This is a genomic window from Virgibacillus ihumii, from assembly GCF_902726655.1.
Taxonomy (GTDB): domain Bacteria; phylum Bacillota; class Bacilli; order Bacillales; family Amphibacillaceae; genus Lentibacillus; species Lentibacillus ihumii.
This window is the reverse complement of sequence record NZ_CACVAN010000001.1, coordinates 2473687-2497484: the sequence shown is the minus strand read 5'-3', so window position 1 is coordinate 2497484 and position 23798 is coordinate 2473687. Positions and strand designations below refer to the sequence as shown.

27 protein-coding genes are annotated in these 23798 nt (G+C 41.6%); 19 read left to right on the top strand and 8 right to left on the bottom strand.

Going from position 1 to position 23798, the window contains the following annotated elements; all coding sequences use genetic code 11:
• Nucleotides 1-139 precede the first annotated feature (139 nt).
• Nucleotides 140-1402: a hypothetical protein gene (locus HUX68_RS12025; RefSeq protein WP_174615061.1), complete on the bottom strand. Its 1263-nt coding sequence runs from the start codon at nucleotides 1400-1402 to the stop codon at nucleotides 140-142.
• A gap of 135 nt (nucleotides 1403-1537) precedes the next feature.
• Between HUX68_RS12025 and HUX68_RS12020 the strand changes: the two genes are divergently transcribed.
• Nucleotides 1538-2575, top strand: coding sequence for a MerR family transcriptional regulator (locus HUX68_RS12020; RefSeq protein WP_174615060.1), 1038 nt, complete (start codon nucleotides 1538-1540; stop codon nucleotides 2573-2575).
• Nucleotides 2576-2765: 190 nt separating this feature from the next.
• Here the strand turns inward: HUX68_RS12020 and HUX68_RS12015 are convergent, their stop codons facing one another.
• On the bottom strand, nucleotides 2766-3911 hold the full coding sequence (locus HUX68_RS12015; RefSeq protein ID WP_174615059.1) for an N-acetylmuramoyl-L-alanine amidase family protein: 1146 nt from the start codon (nucleotides 3909-3911) through the stop codon (nucleotides 2766-2768).
• Nucleotides 3912-4038: 127 nt separating this feature from the next.
• Nucleotides 4039-4476: a GNAT family N-acetyltransferase gene (locus tag HUX68_RS12010; protein ID WP_174615058.1), complete on the bottom strand. Its 438-nt coding sequence runs from the start codon at nucleotides 4474-4476 to the stop codon at nucleotides 4039-4041.
• 525 nt (nucleotides 4477-5001) lie between these two features.
• Between HUX68_RS12010 and HUX68_RS12005 the strand changes: the two genes are divergently transcribed.
• The 9 genes from HUX68_RS12005 (at nucleotide 5002) to HUX68_RS11965 (ending at nucleotide 11579) form a co-directional block, all read left to right on the top strand.
• Entirely contained in the window at nucleotides 5002-5493 is a 492-nt protein-coding gene (locus HUX68_RS12005) for a DinB family protein (protein ID WP_174615057.1), read from the top strand.
• A gap of 132 nt (nucleotides 5494-5625) precedes the next feature.
• Complete coding sequence (locus HUX68_RS12000; RefSeq protein WP_174615056.1) at nucleotides 5626-6024, top strand: VOC family protein; 399 nt, start codon at nucleotides 5626-5628, stop codon at nucleotides 6022-6024.
• A gap of 20 nt (nucleotides 6025-6044) precedes the next feature.
• The gene (locus tag HUX68_RS11995) at nucleotides 6045-6461 is read left to right on the top strand and encodes a flavoprotein (protein WP_246206671.1); all 417 of its coding nucleotides are present in this window, start codon (nucleotides 6045-6047) and stop codon (nucleotides 6459-6461) included.
• Nucleotides 6462-6772: 311 nt separating this feature from the next.
• Nucleotides 6773-7177: an ester cyclase gene (locus HUX68_RS11990; RefSeq protein WP_174615055.1), complete on the top strand. Its 405-nt coding sequence runs from the start codon at nucleotides 6773-6775 to the stop codon at nucleotides 7175-7177.
• A 248-nt stretch (nucleotides 7178-7425) separates the two neighbouring features.
• Nucleotides 7426-8538 (top strand): ethanolamine utilization protein EutH, encoded by a 1113-nt coding sequence (gene eutH / locus HUX68_RS11985; protein WP_174615054.1) that lies wholly within the window; start codon nucleotides 7426-7428, stop codon nucleotides 8536-8538.
• Nucleotides 8531-8953 (top strand): DUF1801 domain-containing protein, encoded by a 423-nt coding sequence (locus HUX68_RS11980; protein WP_174615053.1) that lies wholly within the window; start codon nucleotides 8531-8533, stop codon nucleotides 8951-8953. Before eutH ends, HUX68_RS11980 begins: the two co-directional genes overlap by 8 nt.
• 16 nt (nucleotides 8954-8969) lie before the next feature.
• Nucleotides 8970-9407: a GNAT family N-acetyltransferase gene (locus HUX68_RS11975; RefSeq protein ID WP_174615052.1), complete on the top strand. Its 438-nt coding sequence runs from the start codon at nucleotides 8970-8972 to the stop codon at nucleotides 9405-9407.
• Nucleotides 9408-9425: 18 nt separating this feature from the next.
• A complete protein-coding gene (locus HUX68_RS11970; protein WP_174615051.1) occupies nucleotides 9426-9905 on the top strand; it encodes a hypothetical protein in 480 nt (159 codons plus the stop codon).
• Nucleotides 9906-9920: 15 nt separating this feature from the next.
• Entirely contained in the window at nucleotides 9921-11579 is a 1659-nt protein-coding gene (locus tag HUX68_RS11965; RefSeq protein ID WP_174615050.1) for an aryl-sulfate sulfotransferase, read from the top strand.
• Between the two features lie 87 nt (nucleotides 11580-11666).
• Here HUX68_RS11965 and HUX68_RS11960 read toward each other — a convergent pair whose 3' ends face one another.
• Together HUX68_RS11960 and HUX68_RS11955 are read right to left on the bottom strand one after the other, a co-directional pair.
• A complete protein-coding gene (locus tag HUX68_RS11960) occupies nucleotides 11667-12224 on the bottom strand; it encodes a superoxide dismutase family protein (RefSeq protein ID WP_174615049.1) in 558 nt (185 codons plus the stop codon).
• A 225-nt stretch (nucleotides 12225-12449) separates the two neighbouring features.
• Nucleotides 12450-12668 carry a hypothetical protein gene (locus tag HUX68_RS11955; RefSeq protein ID WP_174615048.1) on the bottom strand — a complete coding sequence of 73 codons (219 nt, stop codon included), beginning with the start codon at nucleotides 12666-12668 and terminating at the stop codon, nucleotides 12450-12452.
• Nucleotides 12669-12915: 247 nt separating this feature from the next.
• Here HUX68_RS11955 and HUX68_RS11950 point away from each other — a divergent pair, with 247 nt between their 5' ends.
• Complete coding sequence (locus tag HUX68_RS11950; protein WP_174615047.1) at nucleotides 12916-13842, top strand: ABC transporter ATP-binding protein; 927 nt, start codon at nucleotides 12916-12918, stop codon at nucleotides 13840-13842.
• Nucleotides 13835-15070 carry an ABC transporter permease gene (locus HUX68_RS11945; protein WP_174615046.1) on the top strand — a complete coding sequence of 412 codons (1236 nt, stop codon included), beginning with the start codon at nucleotides 13835-13837 and terminating at the stop codon, nucleotides 15068-15070. Before HUX68_RS11950 ends, HUX68_RS11945 begins: the two co-directional genes overlap by 8 nt.
• A gap of 130 nt (nucleotides 15071-15200) precedes the next feature.
• On the opposite strand, the gene HUX68_RS11940 is transcribed toward HUX68_RS11945, so the two are convergent.
• Nucleotides 15201-15395, bottom strand: a complete 195-nt coding sequence (locus tag HUX68_RS11940) for a PspC domain-containing protein (protein ID WP_174615045.1) — start codon at nucleotides 15393-15395, stop codon at nucleotides 15201-15203.
• A gap of 111 nt (nucleotides 15396-15506) precedes the next feature.
• Here HUX68_RS11940 and HUX68_RS11935 point away from each other — a divergent pair, with 111 nt between their 5' ends.
• The 7 genes from HUX68_RS11935 to HUX68_RS11905 all read left to right on the top strand — a co-directional run bounded on the left by HUX68_RS11935 (nucleotide 15507) and on the right by HUX68_RS11905 (nucleotide 21494).
• A complete protein-coding gene (locus HUX68_RS11935; RefSeq protein ID WP_174615044.1) occupies nucleotides 15507-16241 on the top strand; it encodes a sulfite exporter TauE/SafE family protein in 735 nt (244 codons plus the stop codon).
• A gap of 23 nt (nucleotides 16242-16264) precedes the next feature.
• Nucleotides 16265-16978 carry a DUF3784 domain-containing protein gene (locus HUX68_RS11930; RefSeq protein ID WP_246206769.1) on the top strand — a complete coding sequence of 238 codons (714 nt, stop codon included), beginning with the start codon at nucleotides 16265-16267 and terminating at the stop codon, nucleotides 16976-16978.
• 118 nt (nucleotides 16979-17096) lie between these two features.
• Nucleotides 17097-17321 carry a DUF1659 domain-containing protein gene (locus HUX68_RS11925; protein WP_174615042.1) on the top strand — a complete coding sequence of 75 codons (225 nt, stop codon included), beginning with the start codon at nucleotides 17097-17099 and terminating at the stop codon, nucleotides 17319-17321.
• 33 nt (nucleotides 17322-17354) lie between these two features.
• Complete coding sequence (locus tag HUX68_RS11920; RefSeq protein ID WP_174615041.1) at nucleotides 17355-17570, top strand: DUF2922 domain-containing protein; 216 nt, start codon at nucleotides 17355-17357, stop codon at nucleotides 17568-17570.
• Nucleotides 17571-17705: 135 nt separating this feature from the next.
• Complete coding sequence (locus HUX68_RS11915; RefSeq protein ID WP_174615040.1) at nucleotides 17706-17840, top strand: YvrJ family protein; 135 nt, start codon at nucleotides 17706-17708, stop codon at nucleotides 17838-17840.
• Nucleotides 17841-18069: 229 nt separating this feature from the next.
• On the top strand, nucleotides 18070-21231 hold the full coding sequence (locus HUX68_RS11910; RefSeq protein WP_174615039.1) for a DEAD/DEAH box helicase: 3162 nt from the start codon (nucleotides 18070-18072) through the stop codon (nucleotides 21229-21231).
• A gap of 113 nt (nucleotides 21232-21344) precedes the next feature.
• Nucleotides 21345-21494 carry a hypothetical protein gene (locus tag HUX68_RS11905; RefSeq protein WP_174615038.1) on the top strand — a complete coding sequence of 50 codons (150 nt, stop codon included), beginning with the start codon at nucleotides 21345-21347 and terminating at the stop codon, nucleotides 21492-21494.
• A 62-nt stretch (nucleotides 21495-21556) separates the two neighbouring features.
• On the opposite strand, the gene HUX68_RS11900 is transcribed toward HUX68_RS11905, so the two are convergent.
• Complete coding sequence (locus tag HUX68_RS11900) at nucleotides 21557-22849, bottom strand: hypothetical protein (RefSeq protein ID WP_174615037.1); 1293 nt, start codon at nucleotides 22847-22849, stop codon at nucleotides 21557-21559.
• Between the two features lie 18 nt (nucleotides 22850-22867).
• Entirely contained in the window at nucleotides 22868-23593 is a 726-nt protein-coding gene (locus HUX68_RS11895) for a serine hydrolase (protein ID WP_174615036.1), read from the bottom strand.
• Nucleotides 23594-23798: the final 205 nt, after the last annotated feature.

Here is a 23798-nt window from a genome sequence, read left to right as displayed (position 1 = left end):
TATGGTAAACGGGCGCACGATTATATATTCGACATCTTTACATAAATATTTGTTGACGCGGAGTACAATTTTCCGTGCATTTTTTAAACCTTAACATAAAAGCGGTGTGCACCACTGAAAAATGCACACCGCTTCAAATTTATAACATATTCAATAGAACCGTTTCCCCTGTCACTGCATCGACAGCATACGCACAATCCAGTTTGCCGCATAAAATATATTTTCCTGTCGCATCATCGTACACATACACAGGTTCCATTTCCATATGCTCCCGCAATTTCTCAAACGCTTCCGATTCAGTAACAACTGCGGAATCCGCCTCCTGAAAGCCGTTAAACATCTTAAGTAGTTTCGCGTTATCGATATAATCGACTGGAGTTAGCTGGTCGGGGTCAATGATTACTTTAATTTTACGTTCAAAAACATGCCCTGTTTGTTCGGTCAATTGCAATTCAGCAATTAGATACCCTTTTTCCCGCATCAAAGCGGTGAGCTTCCAGTTCCCGCTGTCATCCGGATAAACCTTTTGCAAAAATTGAAGCGTCTCCATCGCACAGGTCTTCTGCTCGTCTTCGGTAATCGGCAGTGTGTCCGGATGGGCTTCATTCCTTAAAGCCGTCTCAACCGTCACTTCCGTGGAAAAGTCAGTTTTCCCCATCTTAAAAGCTTCATCAATCGGCTCAGGAGAGTCCCACTCCATGACCATATCCAACCTTACAGTGGAGTTTTCGTCCCTGACAAACGGAATCATCTGTTTACCATCATTTGTAATGAATGCTTCCTCTATCCCATAATAAGCCTTCCATTTTTGCTGATTTTCATCAGGGATTTTCAGTAGCTCGCACTGCTTCCTGGCGTGTTGCTCAAATTTTTCCGGTGTCAGATTAAACGGCTCCCACTCAATCTGATTCTCATCCGGAAAGTTGCCGCTAATCCAGAAATTGGTTAGCTGCCCCTGTTCATTAAAAGCAATTTCAATCGTTCCGGGAGGGGAAACCGGGATATTGTCAACTGCCGCCCCAAAACTTAACGCGTCAGCCGCATCATCAATCAGCAAAAATTGACGGCCGAATGTCAGGCCTGTTTGCGCCTCAATCCATTCAATTGCACTTTCCGTGTCAGACGAAGGGTACTTTCCAGGATTAGCATGACTGATACCTCTTACAAATGTAATCTGCGTAAATTCTCTCGTATGAAAATTAATATCAACAACTGCTGCACCAGCAGGATTACCATCTTCTGCAACTTGTGTACCATCCGGCATCCATTCCGTGCTCAACGTATAGGTTGTCTTATTGAAATGGTCGATTTCGCGAAAAATATGGTGCCGCTCCAGGTTATAATGCTGCAATCCCAATTCCTCACGTATGTATTCGGTGATGTTCCGAAGCTGCTTATTCATGTGGCATTCCTCGTTTCATTGCAAATTATGTCCAGTATATCAAAGTTTCCCCTGTTACCCTATTTTTTAAAAAAACACTTTACATTAACGTAACGTCAACGTTTATAGTAGTAAAAGAAGAAAGGGGCTGCAATCATGCATATTAAAGAAGTCGCAAAACAACTCAACACAACATCACGATCGATTCGTTACTATGAACAGAAAGGATTGATTTCACCGAAAAAAGAAGCAAACAATGATTATCGCACATTTTCAGAAACAGACATTCTCCGCCTAAGTACTATTCTTGCATTGCGGGAAGTCGGCATGTCGCTGGAAAAAATCAAACACGTTCTGCACAACCCAAACATGAGCATGAACGATTATTTAAATGTACAGCGGTCAGCATTGTTTGAAAAGTGGATGGAAATGAAAGATATGATTGGGACAATTGATAAAATGATCGCACAAACAGCGGACGGCCAATATTCTGCAACCGAAATATTCGAACTGTCACAGCACCTGAAAAATTTAAAAGGATTGCGGAAAAATTGGGAGGACAAGTGGAATTTTGACAAGCAGGCTGACGGTTATGACCAGAATATTAAAATGGCGGGATATCGTTTCAATGTGCATCAGGATTATGAAAAGGCTCTTTCCAAAGCCGCTGATATGGTTCGGTTGGAAAACAATGACATATGTGCTGATATTGGCGTTGGAACCGGTAATCTGGGCGCACGTTTTCTTCATCAGGGGGTAAATGTAATCGGAATTGACCAGTCAGAGGGAATGCTGAAAGTTTGTCGTGAAAAACACCCCGATATCGAAACACGAAAAGGACATTTTCTTGCACTGCCGCTAATGGATCAACAAGCCAATTCTGTCGTATCAAGCTATGCGCTGCACCACCTCCCCGATTCGGAAAAACTTTTGGCATTGGAGGAAATGTCCCGGGTGCTTACGGATAATGGACAAATCTGTATTGTGGATTTGATGTTCCAAGATGAAGCGCACCGCAGTCAGGTCATCAACCGGTTTCGTGTTGAGAGAAATACCGAGGCCATCTATGCAATTGATGATGAATTTTATGCAGATCAGTCGAAGTTAACCAATTGGCTTGAAGAAAATGATTTTAGTGTGAAGACTCACCGGTTCAATGATATATTGAGTATGATTTACGCGGTTAAAAATTAATCTGGTGTTTCACACAGAAAAATTATTTCCCGGGAAAAGATGAAATCGAATGTGCATTAATCACGGCAATTCGAAAGCTCAAAACTGTATGTGAAACGGGTTCACCGTGTAATAGAGCGAAAGGGTGAACAACTGATATTGCATAAAAAAACTGCCCATCAACGTTAATGTCTGATGGACAGTTTTTTATTTATTCATTAAAATAATTCAATAATCCTTGGACAATTCCATCCGCTGCATTGTTTTGATAGGCATTTGTCCGGGCTGTTGCCAGGTCGTTAGGATTGGTGATGAATCCCAACTCGACGAGCACAGCCAAATCACTGTTTTCGCGCAGCACGTGATAATCACTTTGCATAATCCCGCGGCTGTACAGCGAAGTATTCTGTCTCAATCCGGACTGAATGTCAGTCGCCAGTTGACGGTTCTTTCCGCCTGCATAAAAATGTGTGCTAAAACCGTTAATTCCCAGGATCGGGTATGCATTATAGTGGAGACTGATGAATGCATGTGTATTGTATGCATTGCTCAAGTCCACCCGCTCCTCAAGTGAAAGGAAATAATCGTTGTCACGCGTTAAAATCACGGTTGCACCTGCAGCACGTAATTCACGGGCTACATTATCTACTGTGTTCATAATAACGTTTTTTTCAAAAACACCGCCAATACCGATTGCACCTGGATCCTTGCCGCCATGACCTGGGTCCAGTACAATATTGTAACCTTCCAGTGAACCATTGGCAGGATTGCTGCTCTTCGGTTCGGTGTCGTTATTGCTGGTTGAATTACTGTTGTTTGTATCGTTTTTTGGTGCAGGGCTGTTTCCATTACTGTGGTCTGTCAGCCACCCAGCAATCCAGCCTGATGATCCATCACCGAGCACTACTTTGTTCCAATTATTAGTTGACTTAACCAGGTTGTATGTATCTCCGTTGGAAGTGTAGCCAATGATGTCATGGTTTGTTCCGGGACCGGTTCTTATCCTGACTTCAGTTGCCGTCACGGTGATTTTTTCCGGGGTACTATTGGATACTGTCGCAGAGCCGGAATTGGCGTTTGACTGACCATTTGCGGGGTACAAAAATTGTGACGCTACCCAAGCTTCCTGACCTCCATAATAGGTTTGCACCCATCCAAAAGCCTTTTGGAAAACTACTACTCTGTCACCATCATTTAATTGCCCGATAACCTGGGCGCTGTGAGATGGCGCTGTTCGTACGTTCAAATTGTTTGCTCCAACTTCATAGGTTTTGCCGCTGTCAGCGTGCACAGCCGGTATAAAAATGAAAAATAATAACATCAAACTAATACCTGCTGTAAACGAACGCATTTTCATGTAGACACCTCCTTCATTTTATAATATATGATAATTACCCATATGACCAGATACTAAACTAATATTCTACAAAATTCGCACAAAAGAACTAGATATAATTGGGAAAATATCTGAACTCAGCAGAACATTATTTCAAACCAATGTCCCATTCCTCATACGTTTTTCTGTACCCGTAAAATGGCCGGTAGTCCAACTGTGCATAAAAGGACTGCGATGTACTTGTGGCAAGCAGCTCCATTCGGGTTGATGGATATAAACTGTGAATTAATTTCAGCAGTTCCCGGCCGGTACCTTGGCCTCGATAATCCTTGTCTATCAGTACTTCGCAAATAAATAGTGTAATTGTTTTATCTGTCATTCCCCGGATAGATCCGACAAAACTCTTGTCCTCATCCAGTACGACGTATGCAATATTGGAGTTATTCCAGGCCTGCATTGTCTTCTTCTTTTGTTTAACGAGATTGTTCCAATTTTCGGTAGCATTTAACTGATGAATATTTTCAAAATCACTTTCTCTGTATTCCCTGACATACAACGATGTTCCATTTTTTAAGATAAGTTCCACCTTTAAAACTCCTCATATGTTAATTTTCGTTATCTTCGCAGCCACCATTCGCCAAAAGCAATAAACAGCACTGCTGTAATAATAACAATGTAAATGAAAGGACCATCTGGTATTGTCAAATAACCATAATCCATTTACATCCTCTCCCGTTTTCGTTTTTATTTATTGCTGACATGCGGAATTTTGATCGTTCAAATTCTCTTTTTCCTCAATTACAGATTTTTTTGCAGTTTCCCAGCGCCATATTCATACTGGGTTCATCGTAACACAGAAGATTTCTATTTACTGAAAATTTTAAAAGGATTTTGGGTTTTTTTATAGAATAAATATAAGTGGTACAGAATGAATGAGAAATAAGAAATCCCAGACATGAATATATATAAAGCAGAAGATGAATGACGTCTGCGAGGGGGATTTTATGGACTTTCTTGTTCAGGTGCTGCTTGGTGTAGGACTTATTTATTTCGTGTGCTTTTCATTTTATCTGTTTATTGTTATCAAAAATAAAAAGTAAGGGTGTTTTAGGTGAACGTTCTAAAGGAGCAATATGAATTAGTAAAGCATACAAGGGAGCTTTTGTTTCAATTTTGCGAGACGTTGGATACTGCGGACTATACGAAAGAACTGGAAGGGTTCGGATGGGGGTCTGTCCGTAACCTGCATGTGCATATTGCTGAATGCTATCAAAATTGGCTGGGGAGATTTGGGCTGCGGGAAAGTTTGTTGCTCATAGAACCCAGTCAGGTGCAGAGTGTGAGTGATATGCGGGGCGCATTTAAACAGGTGGATCTGTTGGTACACCGATTTTTAGATGAATTTGAGGGGAGGTATAATGCCAAGGTCGAAGGTACGGTTCCATGGCAGGAAGACAATACTGAATTGTCAGTGCTGTGGCTGTTCACGCATACACTCACTCACGAATTTCACCATAAAGGGCAAATCGTGACAATGGGTCGGCAGTTAGGCTATATTCCAACGGACACCGACCTGATTTTACCTGAGGAAATTGTAAAATGAAAAATTCGCGCGGCAGATGGCTAAACGCCATAGGATGATTTTCGGCGGATGCCGAAAATCTTTTTTAAAAGAGGGAAGAGCCCCAAACTCGGGAGAGAGCATCACCCAATAAACAAAAAGGAGGATGATTTAATGGAAAAGGAAAAAACTGCACAGCCAATTCCGATTAAAAATGAGATGTGTGGCGTGTTCATTCACGTCACGGATCTGAAAAAATCGGCGCAGTGGTATTGCGATGTTTTGGGGCTGGAGCTGGATCCGGACAATGTGGAGTCACCTGTATATAATGTGCCGGTCAACGGTCCCACCAGTCTGACATTGGATGATCACGCATTTGATAAAAGCTTTGTGCACCGGACAAATCCAAGTCCGATTTTCAATTTTCGCGTTACAGACATTGATAAGGCCTATACATATATTAAGGGTAAGGACATTCAAATTGTTAGGGAGATTGAACGGGTAGGAGATAATTTTGCCTGGTTTAACTTTGCCGATCCGGATGGGAATGTGATTATGGCTTGTACCTGCTGAAAAATTTAAGGGGGGATTTTGTGAATAGTTTTAGAGAATTTATAAATCATTATATGAATAGTTGGCGGTCATCCTCGCTGGTCGAAATGGAGAAGGTTATTTCAAAAGATTTTCATGCACGGGAGATCAGGGACGGTGAAGCAACTGATTATGGGTACGAGCAGTCGGTGACCGGATGGGAGCAAGGTTTCCATTATGCAATCGAATCAGGATCAGAATGGGATTTGCATGAATTAGCTGTATTTCCATTGCACAATGCTGAAATGATGGCGATCATATCAGCATCCATGATTATCGATGGAAGAAAGACTACTAATGCCAATCTGTTTTTTAACACGTTCAGAAAAAACGAAGATAACGGGTGGAAACTTGTCCGAAGCTACATTGAAGCCGGTGTTCCAACTGAAAACTTAAATAAAGTACAAATTAATCTGTAAATATCAAGAGGCTGGGACAAATCAAAAAGTGTAGTTCAAAAAACGAACAATTCTAGAGACTAGCGGAGGAAATATACGTAGACTCCTGCGGGAGGTAAGGCCTAGATGAGACCCCCGCAGTGCGTAAGCACGAGGAGGGCTCAACAGCCGCCCGCGGAAAGCGAAGTATATTTCCGGAGCGGTTGAATTCACCATTTAATTCGTTTTTTCTTTTGTTAAATCACTTTTTGTCCCAGCCTCTTTTTGCAGGAAATTCTAGGCTGGATGCAGAATATATAAATAGAACAAAACTCCCAAAAGGAGACAAAAGTATGATACAAAAACACGAAAAGCTGTACGATAACTGGATGGCGATCTGGAACGGTGACTTTAGGAAAATTCCGGACATGATACATAAGGACTTTGTCGGTCACTGGCCGGATCATGATGTGGAAGGGATTTTCGGCCTGGAGGAAGCTGTCAAAATGGGAAGAGCTTATTTTTATGATATTAGGTTCGAGCCGGTTATTCCTCCTATTTGTGATGGAAATCGTCTGTCGGGCTATTGGAAGATGACTGCGCATTATCTGGGAAATATGGAAGATGCAAAAGCTGATAAAGGAACACCGGTTATATTTAAAGGTATGGACATTCTTGTTTTTGAAGATGGAAAATGCATGGAATATTATGTAATTTCTGATACAATGTCGCTAATGAAACAGTTGCAGATTGGTTAGGTGCAAATATATGGAGAATGTTAACACAGTATTGAAGTAAAAGTGGGGACAAGATTCGTGAATTTAGAAATTTCTGGGGCTCTGGGCGCATTCCGGTATTGATGAACCGGGTAAATACGGTTACGATTATCATATAGAGAAAATGCATGTTTGTCTGGCAAATTGAGGATGAAAAGTGGAAACTGGTAAGGGAATATATCGAACTGGCAAGATAACGGAACTGCCACACATCAGGAATGGAGATAGCCATGGGTATTAATGACATAATTATTTTGATTGTAGTCGGGTTTATGTGCGTTGGTGCACTTGATAAATGTATAGGGAACAAAATGGGGCTGGGTGATCGGTTCACGGATGGCTTTATGGCAATGGGGACGCTCACACTGGCGATGGTTGGAATTATCTCCCTGTCACCGGTCATTGCCGGATTGCTGACACCGATTGTTGCGCCTGTATATCACCTGATTGGCGCAGACCCTGCTTCATTTGCAAATACAATACTGGCGATCGATATGGGAGGGTATTCCCTTGCGCAGGAAATGTCGGTCAGTGAGGAGTCTGAGCTCTTTTCATGGGTCTTTTTGGGCACGATGATGGGCCCGACAATTGTTTTTACGATTCCTGTTGCTTTGGGAATAATTGAAAAAGAAGATCAGCCATATTTTGCGAAAGGGATTCTGGTGGGGTTAATCACGGTGCCTTTAGGCTGTCTTATCGGCGGGCTTACCGGTGGACTGGGCCTCGTCATGATCCTGAAAAATCTGCTGCCGGCAATCTTGTTTTCGGCTCTGATTGCCATTGGGTTGTGGAAGAAACCAGGACAGATGATTTACGGATTTTCCATTTTTGGCAAGTTCATTGAGATCGTTGCAATTGTTGGACTGGCGGCAATTATTGTGGAGACACTGACTGGCATTACTGTGATCGAAAACATGCTGCCAATAAGTGAAGGCATCCAGATTATCGGAATGATTGCCATTTTTCTGGCAGGTGCTTTCCCGATGGTTGCGTTCATTTCAAAGGCCTTCAAAAAACCGTTGGAAAAATTCGGATCTGCACTTGGGATCAGTAACACATCGACAACCGGACTGGTGGCATCATTAGCACACGCTATTCCCATGCTCGTACTTGTCAAAGAAATGGAACCAAGGGGGAAAGTGATCAATATCGCCTTCGCGGTAAGCGGTGCGTTTGTATTCGGCAGCCACCTCGGTTTTGTTGCGGGAATAAACCGTGAAATTGCGTTCGCTATGATTGTGGGTAAACTTGCCGGGGGAATCAGCGCAGTACTGCTGGCAATCTTGTTATTGCCAAAGACGGAGACGGAAATAAATAAAAGGAGTGACACAGTTCATGTATGAATTGAAAACGAAACCAAATGACGAAAGTGTTATTGATTTTATTGAGCAAGTGGAAAGTCCTAAAAAGCGTGAAGATGCATACAGGTTATTGGATATTTTTACTGAAACAAGTGGTTATGAAGCCACGATGTGGGGACCAAGTATCATCGGTTTTGGATCGTATCATTACAAATATTCTACCGGCCACGAAGGTGATGCGCCGTTAGTCGGTTTTTCCCCGAGAAAAGCACGATTCAGTCTGTACTTTGCAACAGGTGATACGGATCGTGAGAATTTGCTTGGCAAGCTGGGTAAACATAAAGCTGGTAAAGCATGCGTGTATGTAAACAAGCTGGCTGATATTGATGTGGAAATATTAAAAGATTTAATTAGGCGGTCAATCACTTTTTTGCGCGAAACATATCCTGAAAAATAACGAAAGGACGAAGCGAATGCAGACATTACAGATAAAAGAACTTGAATCAAAGCAGGAAATAACGGCAGCATTCCCAGTCATCATACAACTGAGGAAGCATCTGGATAAAGATACATATCTTGATCTGGTTTTGGATGCCAAGGTGAACGACAACTATCGGATGTTTGCCCTGTATAATCAGGATCGAATTGCTGCCGTTGTCGGGGTCAAACCGATGATTACGCTGTATTATGGCAGATTTGTCTGGGTTTGTGATCTTGTAACAGATGAAGCCAGCCGATCAAAAGGATTAGGTGAGAAATTGCTTTCTTATGTACATACATGGGCCAAAGAAAATAACTACGAAAGTGTAGCACTTTCTTCGGGACTGCAACGTGAGGATGCTCACCGGTTTTATGAAACGAAAATGGATTATGATAAAGTGAGTTATGTATTTAAGCATCCGCTGACATAAGCAAACGGGGTGTGTATCGTGAATCGTAAAAAAATGATAATCGCGATTATCGGGCTGGTTCTTTTTGGGGTGGCGGCTTTTTGGATAACAAATGACGGAAGCAGAGAAGTCATTGAACACGACTATACATTTACCGGCGAAGATAAAAACTGGAAAGCTACATTTCATATAAAAGGGCAGGAAGTTTTTTACGTAAAGGACAATGTTGTACAGTATGAAAGTAATTATGATACAACATTCAAGTTAATCTACAAAGGTGATCTCAGTGACCTTTCGGAATTAAATGAGCTTCAGTATGGATATGTAACTCCCTTGAGTCATTTCAAGGCAACAAAGCATTTTGACACCCCTTCTAAGAGGAAAGTCTTTGTAGAAAATGGGAGCGGCTCCGGTAATATCATCAGACCGGAAGAACGAATATTCGTCACAGTTCAATGGGATGCTCAGATTGAAAAATTCACACTTACATCTGCCAAAGACAGTACTGACTCTGATTAACAAGGGGAAAAACAAATGAAAAAGACACTGGTAATTTTTGTTGTACTTGCCGTCATAATGGTTTCTTTTTTTGTAACGATTGAAATAATCGGTTCGGAAGGCAGCGCGTCCAGTCAAAATGACACCAAAAAGCCCAAAACTCCGCCTGTATCGTTCCAGCCTGATGGGGAAGTGGAGCAGCTTTCATCGCACAGTGAAGACAGAATGAGCGAGCAGGAGAAAATTGAAACTAAACTGGCGGAACAATATGTCAAAGAGCCTCATTCCATTAAAAATCCGTTTGTAAAGCTTGATCCGTATGGTGTTGCACCATTGGCAGCAGTTGCTATGTTTGAAACCGAAGAGCCGTCACAGGTGACCATTACGGTCGAAGGCAAGGATAAATATGGGGATGTCACACATACATATGAAAAATATAAAACTGAGCACACCGTATCCATTCTAGGTCTTTATCCTGGCTATCAAAACACGGTCACTATTACAGCGACAACTGAGTCCGGGGATACAGTGTCGGAAACTGTCTCTATACAGACGGAAGCCTTACCGGATGATTTTCTGACTACCGAAACGGTGGAAGCCCATCCTGAAAAAATGGAAAATGGCATGACGTTCATTATCCCTAGTACAAGGTATGTGTATGCGGTTGACCATCGGGCAAATGTCCGATGGTATTCCACCCACTGGAATTCGCACGTATTTCAGCGGCTTGATAATGGCCATCTTCTTTATATCACAAAAGAAGAAGGGCAGAATAAGTACAACGAAATTTTAGAAATGAACATGCTCGGCAAATTGTATAATTCGTATCTGATCAATTTGGACAACTATGAGGCTACCAATGTGGTGCACCATGATGCAATAGAGCTGCCGAGCGGGAATTTGCTGGCAACTGTTCATGATACCAATTCAGGCTACATTGAAGATGAGATGATTGAAATTGACCGGGAGACAGGCAAAACAGTACGTGACTTTAGTTTTCGCGATGTGTTTCCGGAAAGTTTTTACCAGGAATATGATGGCCCGAGCGAGGATGAAGGTGATTGGTTCCATCAGAACGCCGTGTGGTATATGAAATCGGATAAATCCATCCTGGTCTCCAGCAGGCATCAGGACCTGGCCATGAAGATGTCATATCCGGAAGGTGAAGTGGAGTGGATTCTGGCCGCCCATGAACTATGGCCGGATTCATATGAGCGGTATTTGCTTGAGCCGATAGGTGAGGATTTTAAATTCCCCGGCGGACCGCATGCAATCATGCCGCTTCCTGATATGGACAATAATAAACAAACGACAGACTATTTGTTGTTCGATAATAATATCGTGATAACACGAGGTGATGATCCGCAAAGTGAAGACTTCAGCCGTATGGTGCAATACCGTATAAATGAGGAGAAAATGACGGTGAGAGAAGTGTGGTCATATGGTGAAGAACGTGGTAAAGAACTGTTCTCATCAATCGTTGGTGATGCGAATTATCATTATGACACCGGGAACCGAATGCTCACTTCCGGCTATATCGAAGCCGAAAACGGCATGAACAGCCGGATAATCGAGGTGAATGATGAACAACCGGCAGATGTAATCTATGAAATTGTCATCTCCGGCTTTAAAGAAGACAGTCACAGGCAGGCATACCGGGCAATGCGACTGCCGTTATACCCGGAAAAATACTGATAAAAAAACGCTCAGCTTACGTACTGAGCGTTTTTTCATTACGGGTGGTTTCCCTGTCTCATACTGAAACGCCTGTCTGTCACTTGTTCATTTTTCAATCACACCGCAGGCAATCCGCTCACCTGCATCACCGGAGGGCTGTGAAATATAGTCATCAGGCTGCGAATGAATAATCAAAGCAGAACCATCTTCATCAAACAGTGAATTTTGCTTCCCTTCCATCAGCGTAACCATGTCGTTGACACCTTTAGCATTAACTTTTCCTTCCTCATTTACTACAATATTCGGCAGGTCACCGGCATGCGGACCTTTTGGATGTTTGAATCCATGTTTTGCATCTGTGGGATTAAAATGCCCGCCGGCTGATTCAAAACTTGGTGCCTCACAAACTCCTGTTTCATGGATATGAAACCCGTGTTCCCCTGGTGGCAGGTTTTCGGCATCAAGCGAAATTTCAACTTTGTCGTGCAATTGTTTCAGTTGTGCAGTACCCACTTTTTCTTTATCTTTGTTAAATAGTGTAACAGTCGCCCTCTCGGTTGGCTCCTTCATTTCATGGGCACTTTTCATGCTTTGCTTGTCGAACGTCCATGCACCGAGCAGCAGAAATATACCAAGTGGTAACATCAAAAGCCATTTCTTCATAGTTGCGATTCTCCTTTATCCTGTTTTCAGCACTAGCTTGTGCAAAACTGGAAAGGATATGTATAACCGCAAATAGTTGGAACGAAATTAGTTATAATCCTTGGGAATAGTTTGCCTGGGGCTGGTGAATAGATATCGGGAGAAGAACTAATATATCGAAAAGTCCCAGGTGGTATATCGTTTAAAATTACCGTAACATTACAAAAGCTGATCGGATTTTTCCGATCAGCTTTCTCCTGTTTCTCTATTTTGGAAATTCATGAATATCACAATGATGCTCGCAAATACAATAAATATGGTTTCAATTCCCAGGCTGCCGATAAAATAAAAACAGACAAAGGGGACAACTGCCGCGATTATCAGACTGATATTTGGATTTCGTTTCAAAAGATATACTGCTAAAAATAAAGCTGCCATTGCCGCCATTGCCAGAATTAATCCCATTATCGTTCACCTTCCTGCTGTACAATCAATAACTGAATTCCATATAAGCAAATAGTATTGTAACATTTCCATTACATTTTGGAAACAATTAGATTTCATTTTTTACAATACATTGTTAATATATTTTATATAATGGCAAAAAAATGACATAAAATAATGGAACCATTTTAAATGGATAAACGTAATAATACTGGTGATTAAAAAGGCAGCGTTGAAAATTTGCGAATATACAGGGGGAACATTTTTAATGGAGACGGTTCTTGCAGTAGATTCATTGGAAAAGTCATTTAAAGAAAAACAAATTTTGAAGAAGGTGTCCTTTGAGGTCCGCAAAGGTGAAATTATGGCAATTCTGGGACCAAACGGAGCGGGTAAATCGACGACGATCCGGAACATTATGGGCATCATGTACCCGGATGCCGGCACGGTTTCGTTTCAGGGATATGGGGAAATCCCCCGGCATAAAATCGGATATTTGCCGGAAGAGCGCGGGTTATACAAAAATGTCAAAGTAATGGATATCCTGCTTTATTTAGCAGAGTTAAAAGATTATCCACTAAAACAAGCAAAGGAACGTGCCCTTAGCTATTTAAAAAAATTCGACCTTGAAGGAATGGAAAATGTTTCAGTTGAGGAACTATCAAAAGGGATGGGGCAAAAGGTACAATTCATTTCTTCCATTATACATGAGCCGGATTTGTTGATTTTGGATGAACCTTTTTCCGGACTTGATCCGGTTAGTCAGGAACTTTTCAAGCAGGAAATCCGTAATCTGGCTGAGAATGGGACTGCTATTCTATTATCCTCCCATCAAATGAATCTGGTCGAGGAAATGTGTGACAGATTGTTTATGATGGCGAACGGACAAAAGGTTATTTATGGAGATATGGATGATGTAAAGACAGAGTATGCTAACTTTAAATGCACCATTCGCGGCAAAAATGACCGGAGTATGCTGGAAGCCCTTCCCGATGTACAGCGGGTTGAACAGGATGAGGATACGTCAATTCTGTATCTTACCAAAAATGTAGAAGCAGCTTCCTGGTTGAAAAATCTTCCGGACAATTTAATGGTTCATGAGCTGTCCATTGACCGTATATCACTGCACGAAATTTTCATTGATATCGCCACAGATAAAAATTTACTTCAGGAAGCGGGTGAAGTTTATGCGTAACGCAATGAAGGTTGCCAAATGGGAAATTAAACGGAACATGAAAAACAAGTCGTTTCTGATCGGACTTTTTTTGACACCTGTATTGTTTTTAGGATTCATGTTTTTCGGAAGTCTGTTTGGTGGGGAATCAGAATCGGAAACAACAACCGTTTTTATCAGTGACGACTTAGGTGTTTATGACAGTCTGCAGCAAACTGTCCAGCAACAGGACCTGAGCTGGGATATGCAAAAGACGGACATCGCCCAGGATGAAATGAACGAAAAACTTGATTCCACCGAAGATACAGCATATATTTTCCTGAACCAGGATTCTCTGCAAAGTGGCACAATCCCGGTGTATACAAGTGAAGATATCGACAGTTCGTTTATGCAACAGGTTCAGATTCTGGCAGGACCAATTCGCACTTCCCAACTGCAAGAAATCGGCTTAACGGATGAACAGCTTGCCACCGTCGCAACAGGTGTTCATTTTAAGGAAACATCCGCTGAAAACCTCGGAAGTGGTACAGAATCCTCGGAGTCCGGACCATTCACCGGGAATGTGCTTGAACGAGTGATTCCGGTTGCTTTTGCCGGAATTATTCTGCTTTCCATTGTATTTTCAGGGATGTATATTTTTCAAAGTGCATCCAATGAAAAGAAAGATAAAATTGCTGAAATAATCCTTTCGTCACTTACTCCAGGTGAATTGATGCAGGGGAAAATCATCGGTTATTTTGTACTTGGTATGATTCAGGCAGTTGTGTTTCTTGCATTTGCTGTGCCGATTGCTATTTGGAAGCTGGATGTTCCGATTCTGGAATACCTGCTTGTTCCGGAATTGATGTTGTATATTTTCATCGCCATCCTTGGTTACTTCCTGTTTGCAGCTATATTTGTGGGAATTGGCGCAACGATGGCAGATATGTCATCAGGAAGCAATTTTCAGGGGATGGTCATGATGCTGCCGTTTTTACCGTTCGTATTTATCGGACCAGTTATCAGTGATGCGGCAGGACTCGTTGCACAAATTGGCTCGTATATTCCCTTCACAGCACCTGGCGTGTTATTGCTTAGACTGGCTGTATTAGAGGAAGTTCCAACGGTGCAAATTATTATTTCACTGGCAATTCTCATCGTCAGCATATGGATCTGTATGAAGATTGCCGGCAAAATATTTAAGACTGGAATTCTCATGTATGGGAAGAATGCAACACCTGCTGAAATCTGGAAATGGATCCGGGCTTAGATATATATAAAGCGCTTGGATCGATTAAATCCAGGCGCTTTCATATCGAAATGGTAACTGGAATGAAAAGTACATTAAGGAACATATAGAGGGTTTAGCTTAAGGATGCTTGTCAAAAATAAACTTTTCATCATGATAATTGTTTGTCTGTCGGTAAAACAATTGCGGCAATGATGTACACTAATAACAGAAACCCACTTGTAACGAAGGTTAAGATCACTGTAATGATCCGAAGTATGCTGACTTCAAGGTTATATATTTCGCTTAGTCCGCCTAACACTCCGGATAATTGTCTTTCCCGGGTTGACTTATAGAACTTTTTCATTTCCATCCACCTCTCCATAATCTGCATTCAGTTTAACATAATTTACAATAACTTTTGAGCGTTGCATATCACATAATAACACCATTTGATAAACTGGGTAAGGAAGTAAAAATGCTGGCGGGTGTTCTTTTGGAAACTATCTTATTATATGCAGTCATTATTTTAATAGCTTCGGTTCTGCAAACAAGTACCGGGTTTGGTTTTTCTATTGTGGCGACACCATTTTTACTTGTCATGTTTGAACCGCGGGAAGCGATACAAATTAATCTGATTTTGTCATTGCTAATATCAGTCGCACTCATCTTAAAAATCAGGAAAGATATTGATACAGGGATTTTAAAGCGATTAATAACAGGAAGTCTGGTCGGACTGCCAATCGGGATTTCCATATTTCTGGTGATGCACATGACTCTGTTAAAGCTTGGAGTGGGGGCTCTGATTATACTCCTGACGGTTTTGTTGATGATGAAATTCCGCATCCGTCAGAACCCGAAACGTGATCTGGTGATTGGCGGTGTTTCCGGTGCATTCACAACCAGCATCGGCATACCGGGTCCACCGATTTTACTTTATTTTTCCGGTACTGACACATCTAAAGAAAAACTGCGGGGCACCACATTGGCTTTTTATCTATGGATTTATGCGGTCAGTCTGGTCATTCAGATTATTTTTGCGGGAACATCAAAAGAAATCTGGCAAACAGGTGCAGCTGCATTGCCAATCGTCATTATCGGACTGTTGCTTGGGCAGCTGCTTTTTAAGTGGATCAGTCAGGAATTGTTCCGTAAGCTGACATACGTCCTGTTGTTTTTCTCCGGGATATATTTATTTGTCCAGCAATTATAGGAGGGGGTGAGGATTTGGGTATTATGCTCATCATTCAGTGTTTACTGGTGTTGTTATTTTTAGGTATTGCTTATCTGATTTTAAATAAGAAATTCTATCATTTTCTTTCCGGATTTAACCGGAGAACCAGGGAAGAGCAGAATGTATTGACAGAACGGGGTTATCCGCAAGCATTGGGCAAACATTTTCTTCTGCTTGCAGGTATCGTAGCAATCGGGTTGCTGCTGACTTTATTCGGTGTCCCGTACGGTTTCGAAGCTTCAATGGCTGCCATGGTGCTCGTAATCTGCGGCGGACAATTTTATGTGCAAAAATATGAACTTCCTGAAAAGAGAAAAAAGGGTTATGGGATGGCAGTATTAACATCGTTTGTCACGATAGGTATTATTGGCTTTGTTATCAGTACAGGTTTTCAGGAAAATAACCTGTCGATTGATAACTATTCATTCACAATTTCAGGTCCTTATGGTGTGGAATGGCCAGTGGAAACGGTTGAAAAGGTGCAACTTCTTGATGAGTTCCCTGAAGTTAAAGTCCGGACAAACGGATACTCCTTTGCCAATCGACTGAAAGGACATTTTAAGCTGCAAAATCATGGTGAGGGACTGCTGTTTATCCATGGTAAAGAATCCCCGTATCTGTTTATAAAAAGAGAAAAGGATTACATGATTATTAACGGCCAGAACAGTGAACAAACACAAAAATGGTACAACGAGATGTCTGCTGCAATTAAATAACTTTCTGTATATTACTATCGTCACCTTCCTGAAAAGGGTGGCTTTTTTACTTTATGAAAAGTTTCTTGCCACCTTTCGCCCGTAACTTTCGATTGTAGGGTGAAGGGAGGTGATGAAAATGGCAGTTTCACAAATGACCGACAGCCGCCTGACACTGGTTTTGGATGACGGCGATGACATGATGACGGGTAAAACTATCTATAAGTCAAAGAGTTTCAACAATGTTAAAACATCAGCAACCGCAGATCAGCTGTTTGCTATTGCTACGGCTGTAGCAGGACTTCAGCAGCGACCGCTTTATACCATTGAACGGAGTGATAATTCCGAAATTACCCAGGCATAACGGGTTAAAAAATAATGGAGAGGAGGATCCAGAATGAAAAAACTTGAACTTAAATTTTTGAACGCTGACGGCAAAACTGTAACATACTCATTAGATAAGCCGGTTGAACCGGTTGATCCCGCAGCAGTAAAAGCTGCAATGGACGAAATTATCGCGCAAAACGCATTTTCTTCATCAGGCGGCGATTTGTTGTCCATCAAAAGCGCACGTGTTGTTGAACGAAATGTAGTTGATATTGAACTGGCATAATGATATGGAGGAAATTCGATTACCTGTTCACTCGGACCAGCGGCGTCAGCCCTGGTCTTCCTTTTCATAAACGTCATAATGGAAGAGTCGGATTTACCCCAACCACTATACCAAATAGACAAGGAGGTAATACCAGTGGAAACTTGGATATCATTTGTGACGGAGGTTGGCTTTCCGATTGTGGTGACATTTTATTTGCTGCACCGCATTGAAGGAAAGCTTAATGATCTGATCCAGTCCATCCATGCGCTGCCGGATAAAATGCGATGAATGGTGAATAACTTCGGCCGAGGCCGGAGTTATTTGACTTTGCCTAAAAAAATTTCTTTGATTCAATACCTGAAACGCACAGGAAGGTATATAATTGTAACTGCACTCCTATCCTGTTAAAAGTATTTGGTTTAAAAAAGGCTTGACCTCGTTTACAATAAAAGTGTTTCATGAAAATTAACGGGTAATGAGGATAAAAGAGATTCTTAGAAGGTAGGTTGCTAGTGTTTTGATTAATTTTAGTGATGTGAATATACAAAAAATGTTTCCCTCTGTTGTCTACAGGAGGGGGCTCGAATATTTTCAGAATGACAGGGTCAGGAATCTTTTATATGATATAAATTACAATGTATGGACTGCCTCTGTTGCAGGCAGCGAAGATTATTTTGTGGAAATAGAAACGGAAGACTTTGACCGTGGTTCGATAAACGCTTACTGTGATTGTCCGGCATATGGCACATTTGGTCCATGTAAGCATATTGCAGCTGTGATGCTTGCGATTGCTGACAGACAGTCAGGCGGCAAAAAACAATTTGCCCGGAACTACTTCGCATCTGAAAGCTTTATGCAGTCAATTGCATCGTTAAATGACTACCAGGCGGGTGCGCAATTGACGTATCAGAAAAAGCCCCTGCAGGTGGAATATACGTGCAAATGGACATATGATCATCACCTGCTTCTGGAAATGAAAGCCGGTGATTCCCGCAATCTGATTGTAAAAAATGCAGCGGAATTTCTGAGCGATGTGCATGATGGAAGAGAGCATTATTTTACCAAGCGATTCACCTATGATCCATCGGTGCATGAAATCGATGAACGGGATAAGGAAATTTTTGAACTGCTCTATAACAGCATTCGTAACGAAAAAATTTATGCGGATCGGATATTTCATTATCGCGATTCACCGGAGCGGGCGGTCGTTATTCCGCCATTGCTTGCAAAGCAGCTGTTGCGACTGTTGGTGGAGCGGGATCTTACGGTTGAAACAAGCAGCGGTAAGACATATCAGGATATTCAAATTGTCGAGGATGAACTGCCGTTTCATTTCAATCTAACCAAAGATGACCAGGATGAATTGGTGCTGATGATTGAACAGTTGGAGCGGATGACCTATTTAAAGCTGTATGAACTTATATTTAAAGAGGGGAGCTTTTATTTCCCATCAAACGATCAAATTCCGGTTGTTGAAAAAATCAGCTCACTTCCTCCAAGTCATAAGAACCTTACCGTTCCGAAACAGAAAGCAGACTCGTTCATTTCAGAAGTTCTCCCACCGTTGAAACGGGTTGGTGATGTGCAAATCGCTGAGACGGTTTCATCGGAAATCATTCAGCACCCGCTGGTTGCAAAGTTTTACCTTGAAGTCAAAGATGATGCCATTATGGGCCGGCTGGAATATCATTACGGTGAATATCAAATTGATCCGTTTAATGGTCATGACAGCAAGGATGCCATCGTAATCCGTGATGTCGAGAAAGAACAGCAGGTCATGCATCTAATCGAGCATGCGAATTTTCATTATAATGGGAAGGAGCTGTACATCAATCCGGATGAAGATGAGTTGTACGATTTCCTTTATCATATTCTTCCCCTGATGGATGATTATGTGGAGCTATATTTAACCTCGGAAATTCGTAACATGATTGTCGAACAACAGCCATCACCGAGTACGAGTGTACATCTGGAGTCCTCATCCAATCTGCTTGATATCGGGTTTAATATCGACGGGATCGATGACTCGGAGATCAACCAGGTACTGAATGCAGTGATGGAACGCAAACGTTACTACCGCATGCAAAGCGGAGCATTGATGCCGTTGGAGGGAGAGGAGTTTTCCTCCATCAAACAGCTGATGGATGATCTGGATATTCAAAAAGAAGATATGCAGGATGGAAACGTCCGGATGCCTGTATTCCACGGCGCACAGGTGGATGAATTGATTCATACGAAAAAGGACTATGACCCGGCTTTTCGTAAACTGCTGCACCAGCTTAGGTCACCGGAGGAACAAATTTATCCGCTTCCGGATGGGCTGCAGGCTGAATTAAGAAACTACCAGTTGACCGGCTATCAATGGTTTAAATCACTCAGTAACTATTATCTTGGCGGGATTCTGGCTGATGATATGGGGCTTGGTAAAACAATTCAAAGCATCGCTTATATTCTGTCCGAACCAAGCGATCAGCCGCATTTAATTGTTGCACCATCATCGGTTTTATACAATTGGAAAAATGAGTGTGAAAAATTTGCTCCAACCTTAAAGACAGCCATTTTAACAGGCACGCCAAAAGAACGGGAGAAAATGATCCATGAGTTTTCCTATATGGATGTATGGATCACTTCTTACGCGACGTTGCGTCAGGATATAGCGCTGTACCGGGAAAAATCTTTTCAGACACTTATTCTGGATGAAGCACAATTTATCAAAAATTATGCAACCAAAACGTCCAAGGCAATCCGAGAAATCAAAGCAAGTAGACGCTTTGCATTGAGTGGTACCCCAATTGAAAATTCGATTGATGAGCTTTGGGCTATTTTCCAGGTGATTTTGCCCGGACTGATGCCAAATCAACGTACGTTTAAGCAAATGTCTCATGAAAAAATTGCTTCCATGACAAAGCCGTTTATTCTAAGACGACTGAAAAAAGATGTATTAACAGAACTTCCGGAAAAAATCGAAACCGTCCATGTTTCCGAGCTTACGAAGGAACAGAAGAATTTGTATATCGGCTACTGGCGGCAGCTGCAACAGGAAGCGGCACAGTCCATGGAAGAAACCGGATTTAACAAGAATCGTATGAAAATCCTTGCCGGGCTGACCAGACTGCGCCAAATCTGCTGTCATCCAGCGGTTTTTGCCGATAATTATGACGGGGAATCCGGGAAACTGAACCAGCTGATGGATACCATCAGAAATGCAATTGCTAATGGAAAACGCATGCTGATTTTTTCACAGTTTACAAGTATGCATGAAATCATTATTGATCGGCTGGCTCAGGAGGGAATCGACTATTTTTACCTTCACGGCCACACACCGTCACAGGAACGTGTTCGGATGAGTGAACAGTTTAACGATGGGGAGAAAAATGTTTTCCTTATTTCATTAAAAGCTGGTGGTACGGGACTAAACTTGACAGGTGCCGATACTGTCATTCTATATGATTTATGGTGGAATCCGGCTGTTGAGGATCAGGCAACAGGAAGGGCACACCGTTTTGGGCAAAAGAACGTTGTGCAGGTAATCCGGCTAATTACGGAAGGAACGATTGAAGAAAAAATTTACGAACTGCAGCAGAAAAAACGTGAATTGATTGATCAGGTAATTCAGCCCGGCGAGACAATGCTTTCCAGTCTCAGTGAGGAAGATGTTCGCGAACTGCTGAGTATTTAAATGGCCGGGAAGGGTTCCCCTCTCCGGCTCCTTCCACGCCAATCACGTTTGAATCTTTTGAAAATAAGGTGTATAATAACAGAAAGAGTATTTACTAAAAGGAGATGGTCAATTTGGTAATACTTAAAGGTGCATTGAAATTTCTCGTCTCCAACCTTACTGTAGTTCTTGTTATTATTATGCTGCCGGTTTTTCTCGTAACGGACAGTATAACTATTTTTGAAGATATTATGAATTATCTGTTCAACAACAAATCATCCTAAAGAAAAACCAGATAGCATATTCATCTGGTTTTTCTTTTGTTAATAAGGTTACAATATTTTTTTTATTGATCAATCTGAAATAATTTTCTCGGACGTCCTTTTACATATGGTTTTTCCTCACCAACTACTTTAACCACTTCACCGGCCAGCAGTTTTTTGACAGTACGTTCAGCACTGCGCTTTGTTACTTGATAATAGCCGGCGATGTCGTTTGCGGAAAATGGTTCATTATTCCTGATTTCAATAAAATCTATAAAATTATAGGAAAGTTCATTGTTGAGTCTGGCTTTGTGAATCAATGCCCGATACAATTCCGATGTGTTGAATTCCTTTTCCACACCAAGCGGACCAATTGTATCATTGCGTTCATTCACAATATAGCAGGTGCTTTCACCGGAATGTGAACACGCTTCCAATGCTGATTTAGCATTATCTTCGGCTTGTTTGGCAGTCAGTCCGAGTCCAAACCCAATGTCGACCGGTATATTAAGCGACCGTTCAATCTCCTGCAGCAGCGGGAAGTCCCGGTAATGGTTGGTAATGTGGTTTAATATCCCTTGTGTACCGAACAGGACGAATTCATTATTCCCGCTGGTAAGTACAGATGAATAGGTTTTCCGGGCATACTTCAGCAAAATCTGATGCAGCTTTAACAGAAATTCCTGTGCAAGCAAATCACCCTTACGCTGCTTCACTTCATCAAAGTTCTTTATACGGATATTGCCGGCAACAATTTGAGCGTTCTTTGACTGATTGAGCGTAGCAATTGATTTGGCCTGCTCAATGGTACGTTGTATGTTTAGCATTGGAATCTGCATACAGCTTGTCGGAATATTTTTTTCTCTCAGTTTTAGTTCCACTTCATGAATCGCTGTCAGGGCATAGTCAGCTTTTCCTTCTTTCCACAGTCTTTCATGAAAGGCTGCAATACGGTCGATGTCAACTTTGTTATCATTACCAAAACTGTGTGTGTAAATTTCTGTGTCATCAATCTCCAATTCATTTAAAACCTCATCAACATGATGGCTATTCAACACATCAATGGATAATCGGCTCAGTTTCTGATTGTGATAGTTTCTTACCCGGTAAAATGAGGTCAGAATCATATATTCATCAAACATAATCTGTACGGACGGCAGTCTTTTTTTGTCTATTTTTTCCTTCGCATATAAATATGGCAGAGGCCCTGCAAAAAGATAGATGTCACACATGACTGCCTTCTCCACAAGATCAGCCGTTTCACTTGATTCGGAATAAACAAATGGAACAATTTCCACATCATCCTGAAGCTCAACATGGCTTGTGATTCGTGCAACTATCTCCTCACAGCCAAATACCGCTATTTTAATTTTCATTTTAAAAATACCTCCACGTTAATTTGATTGTATGTATGTTATTAGAAGTTTGCCTAACTCTGCTATTATTCGTTTACCGTCACCGTTATTTTCCCATTCCTCTGACATCACCACTGCATACAGCTGTTTGTCCCGGAATTTAAAAATGGCCGCCTCATGTTCGGTACCTGCTAATTCTCCTGATTTATGAAAAATCCGCACTTCCGAATCTTCGGGAAGATAAAATGCCAGCTTGTCCCGAAATTGTTGTTTAGATAATATTTCGAAAATTTTCGCTCTAGTTTCATCGGTTACCAATGTGTTGTCCTCACCGATAATCTTAAGAAACGTCATCATGTCAGCTGCACTGGTACAGTTTTCTTTACCTTGTAATTGTGCCTGTGTATCCATAAAACTTCGCCGCAGAATAGTACTTCCACAATTCAATGTTTCGCTCAGATCATTGACAGATTCAATTCCGACAGCATCGAGCACGATATTTGCAGCTGTATTATCGGAAACAATTATCATTAATTCAAGCAGATTAAAGTTTGTGAAACTGTTCACACCCGTCAAATTAGAAATAATGCCGGAACCACCAACCATCATATGATCTTCAACAGGTACAGTCTGGTTGGCATGAAAAATGTTTCTTTCGATTTGACGGAATGCCTCAAACAGAATTGGGATTTTTGCTAAACTGGCCGCTTTTCTCTGTACGTTTCCGTTAAATTTAATTTCTCCATCTTCTGTTGTAATGCACACGGAAAAGCTGCCGTGGGAGTGTTGGAGCAACGCATATATGTCGGATTTCAGATTGGAAAAGTTAATGACTGCACCCACTTTCAATCAGCATAACGAACCAATTAACGACGTTCTTCGCTAATTAATTCTATAGTATTGAATTTTCGTAATATTGTCAAGAAGTATTTTTGCAATGTTAAAAATTCCTAGAAAAACATGTTATATG

Bases quoted from the DNA above. Each gene is read 5' to 3' on its own strand.
- HUX68_RS12025 (WP_174615061.1), bottom strand. From the start codon at position 1,402: ATGAATAAGCAGCTTCGGAACATCACCGAATACATACGTGAGGAATTG.
- HUX68_RS12020 (WP_174615060.1), top strand. From the start codon at position 1,538: ATGCATATTAAAGAAGTCGCAAAACAACTCAACACAACATCACGATCG.
- HUX68_RS12015 (WP_174615059.1), bottom strand. From the start codon at position 3,911: ATGAAAATGCGTTCGTTTACAGCAGGTATTAGTTTGATGTTATTATTT.
- HUX68_RS12000 (WP_174615056.1), top strand. From the start codon at position 5,626: ATGGAAAAGGAAAAAACTGCACAGCCAATTCCGATTAAAAATGAGATG.
- HUX68_RS11990 (WP_174615055.1), top strand. From the start codon at position 6,773: ATGATACAAAAACACGAAAAGCTGTACGATAACTGGATGGCGATCTGG.
- eutH (WP_174615054.1), top strand. From the start codon at position 7,426: ATGGGTATTAATGACATAATTATTTTGATTGTAGTCGGGTTTATGTGC.
- HUX68_RS11980 (WP_174615053.1), top strand. From the start codon at position 8,531: ATGTATGAATTGAAAACGAAACCAAATGACGAAAGTGTTATTGATTTT.
- HUX68_RS11975 (WP_174615052.1), top strand. From the start codon at position 8,970: ATGCAGACATTACAGATAAAAGAACTTGAATCAAAGCAGGAAATAACG.
- HUX68_RS11965 (WP_174615050.1), top strand. From the start codon at position 9,921: ATGAAAAAGACACTGGTAATTTTTGTTGTACTTGCCGTCATAATGGTT.
- HUX68_RS11960 (WP_174615049.1), bottom strand. From the start codon at position 12,224: ATGAAGAAATGGCTTTTGATGTTACCACTTGGTATATTTCTGCTGCTC.
- HUX68_RS11955 (WP_174615048.1), bottom strand. From the start codon at position 12,668: ATGGGATTAATTCTGGCAATGGCGGCAATGGCAGCTTTATTTTTAGCA.
- HUX68_RS11950 (WP_174615047.1), top strand. From the start codon at position 12,916: ATGGAGACGGTTCTTGCAGTAGATTCATTGGAAAAGTCATTTAAAGAA.
- HUX68_RS11945 (WP_174615046.1), top strand. From the start codon at position 13,835: ATGCGTAACGCAATGAAGGTTGCCAAATGGGAAATTAAACGGAACATG.
- HUX68_RS11940 (WP_174615045.1), bottom strand. From the start codon at position 15,395: ATGAAAAAGTTCTATAAGTCAACCCGGGAAAGACAATTATCCGGAGTG.
- HUX68_RS11935 (WP_174615044.1), top strand. From the start codon at position 15,507: ATGCTGGCGGGTGTTCTTTTGGAAACTATCTTATTATATGCAGTCATT.
- HUX68_RS11930 (WP_246206769.1), top strand. From the start codon at position 16,265: ATGCTCATCATTCAGTGTTTACTGGTGTTGTTATTTTTAGGTATTGCT.
- HUX68_RS11925 (WP_174615042.1), top strand. From the start codon at position 17,097: ATGGCAGTTTCACAAATGACCGACAGCCGCCTGACACTGGTTTTGGAT.
- HUX68_RS11920 (WP_174615041.1), top strand. From the start codon at position 17,355: ATGAAAAAACTTGAACTTAAATTTTTGAACGCTGACGGCAAAACTGTA.
- HUX68_RS11900 (WP_174615037.1), bottom strand. From the start codon at position 22,849: ATGAAAATTAAAATAGCGGTATTTGGCTGTGAGGAGATAGTTGCACGA.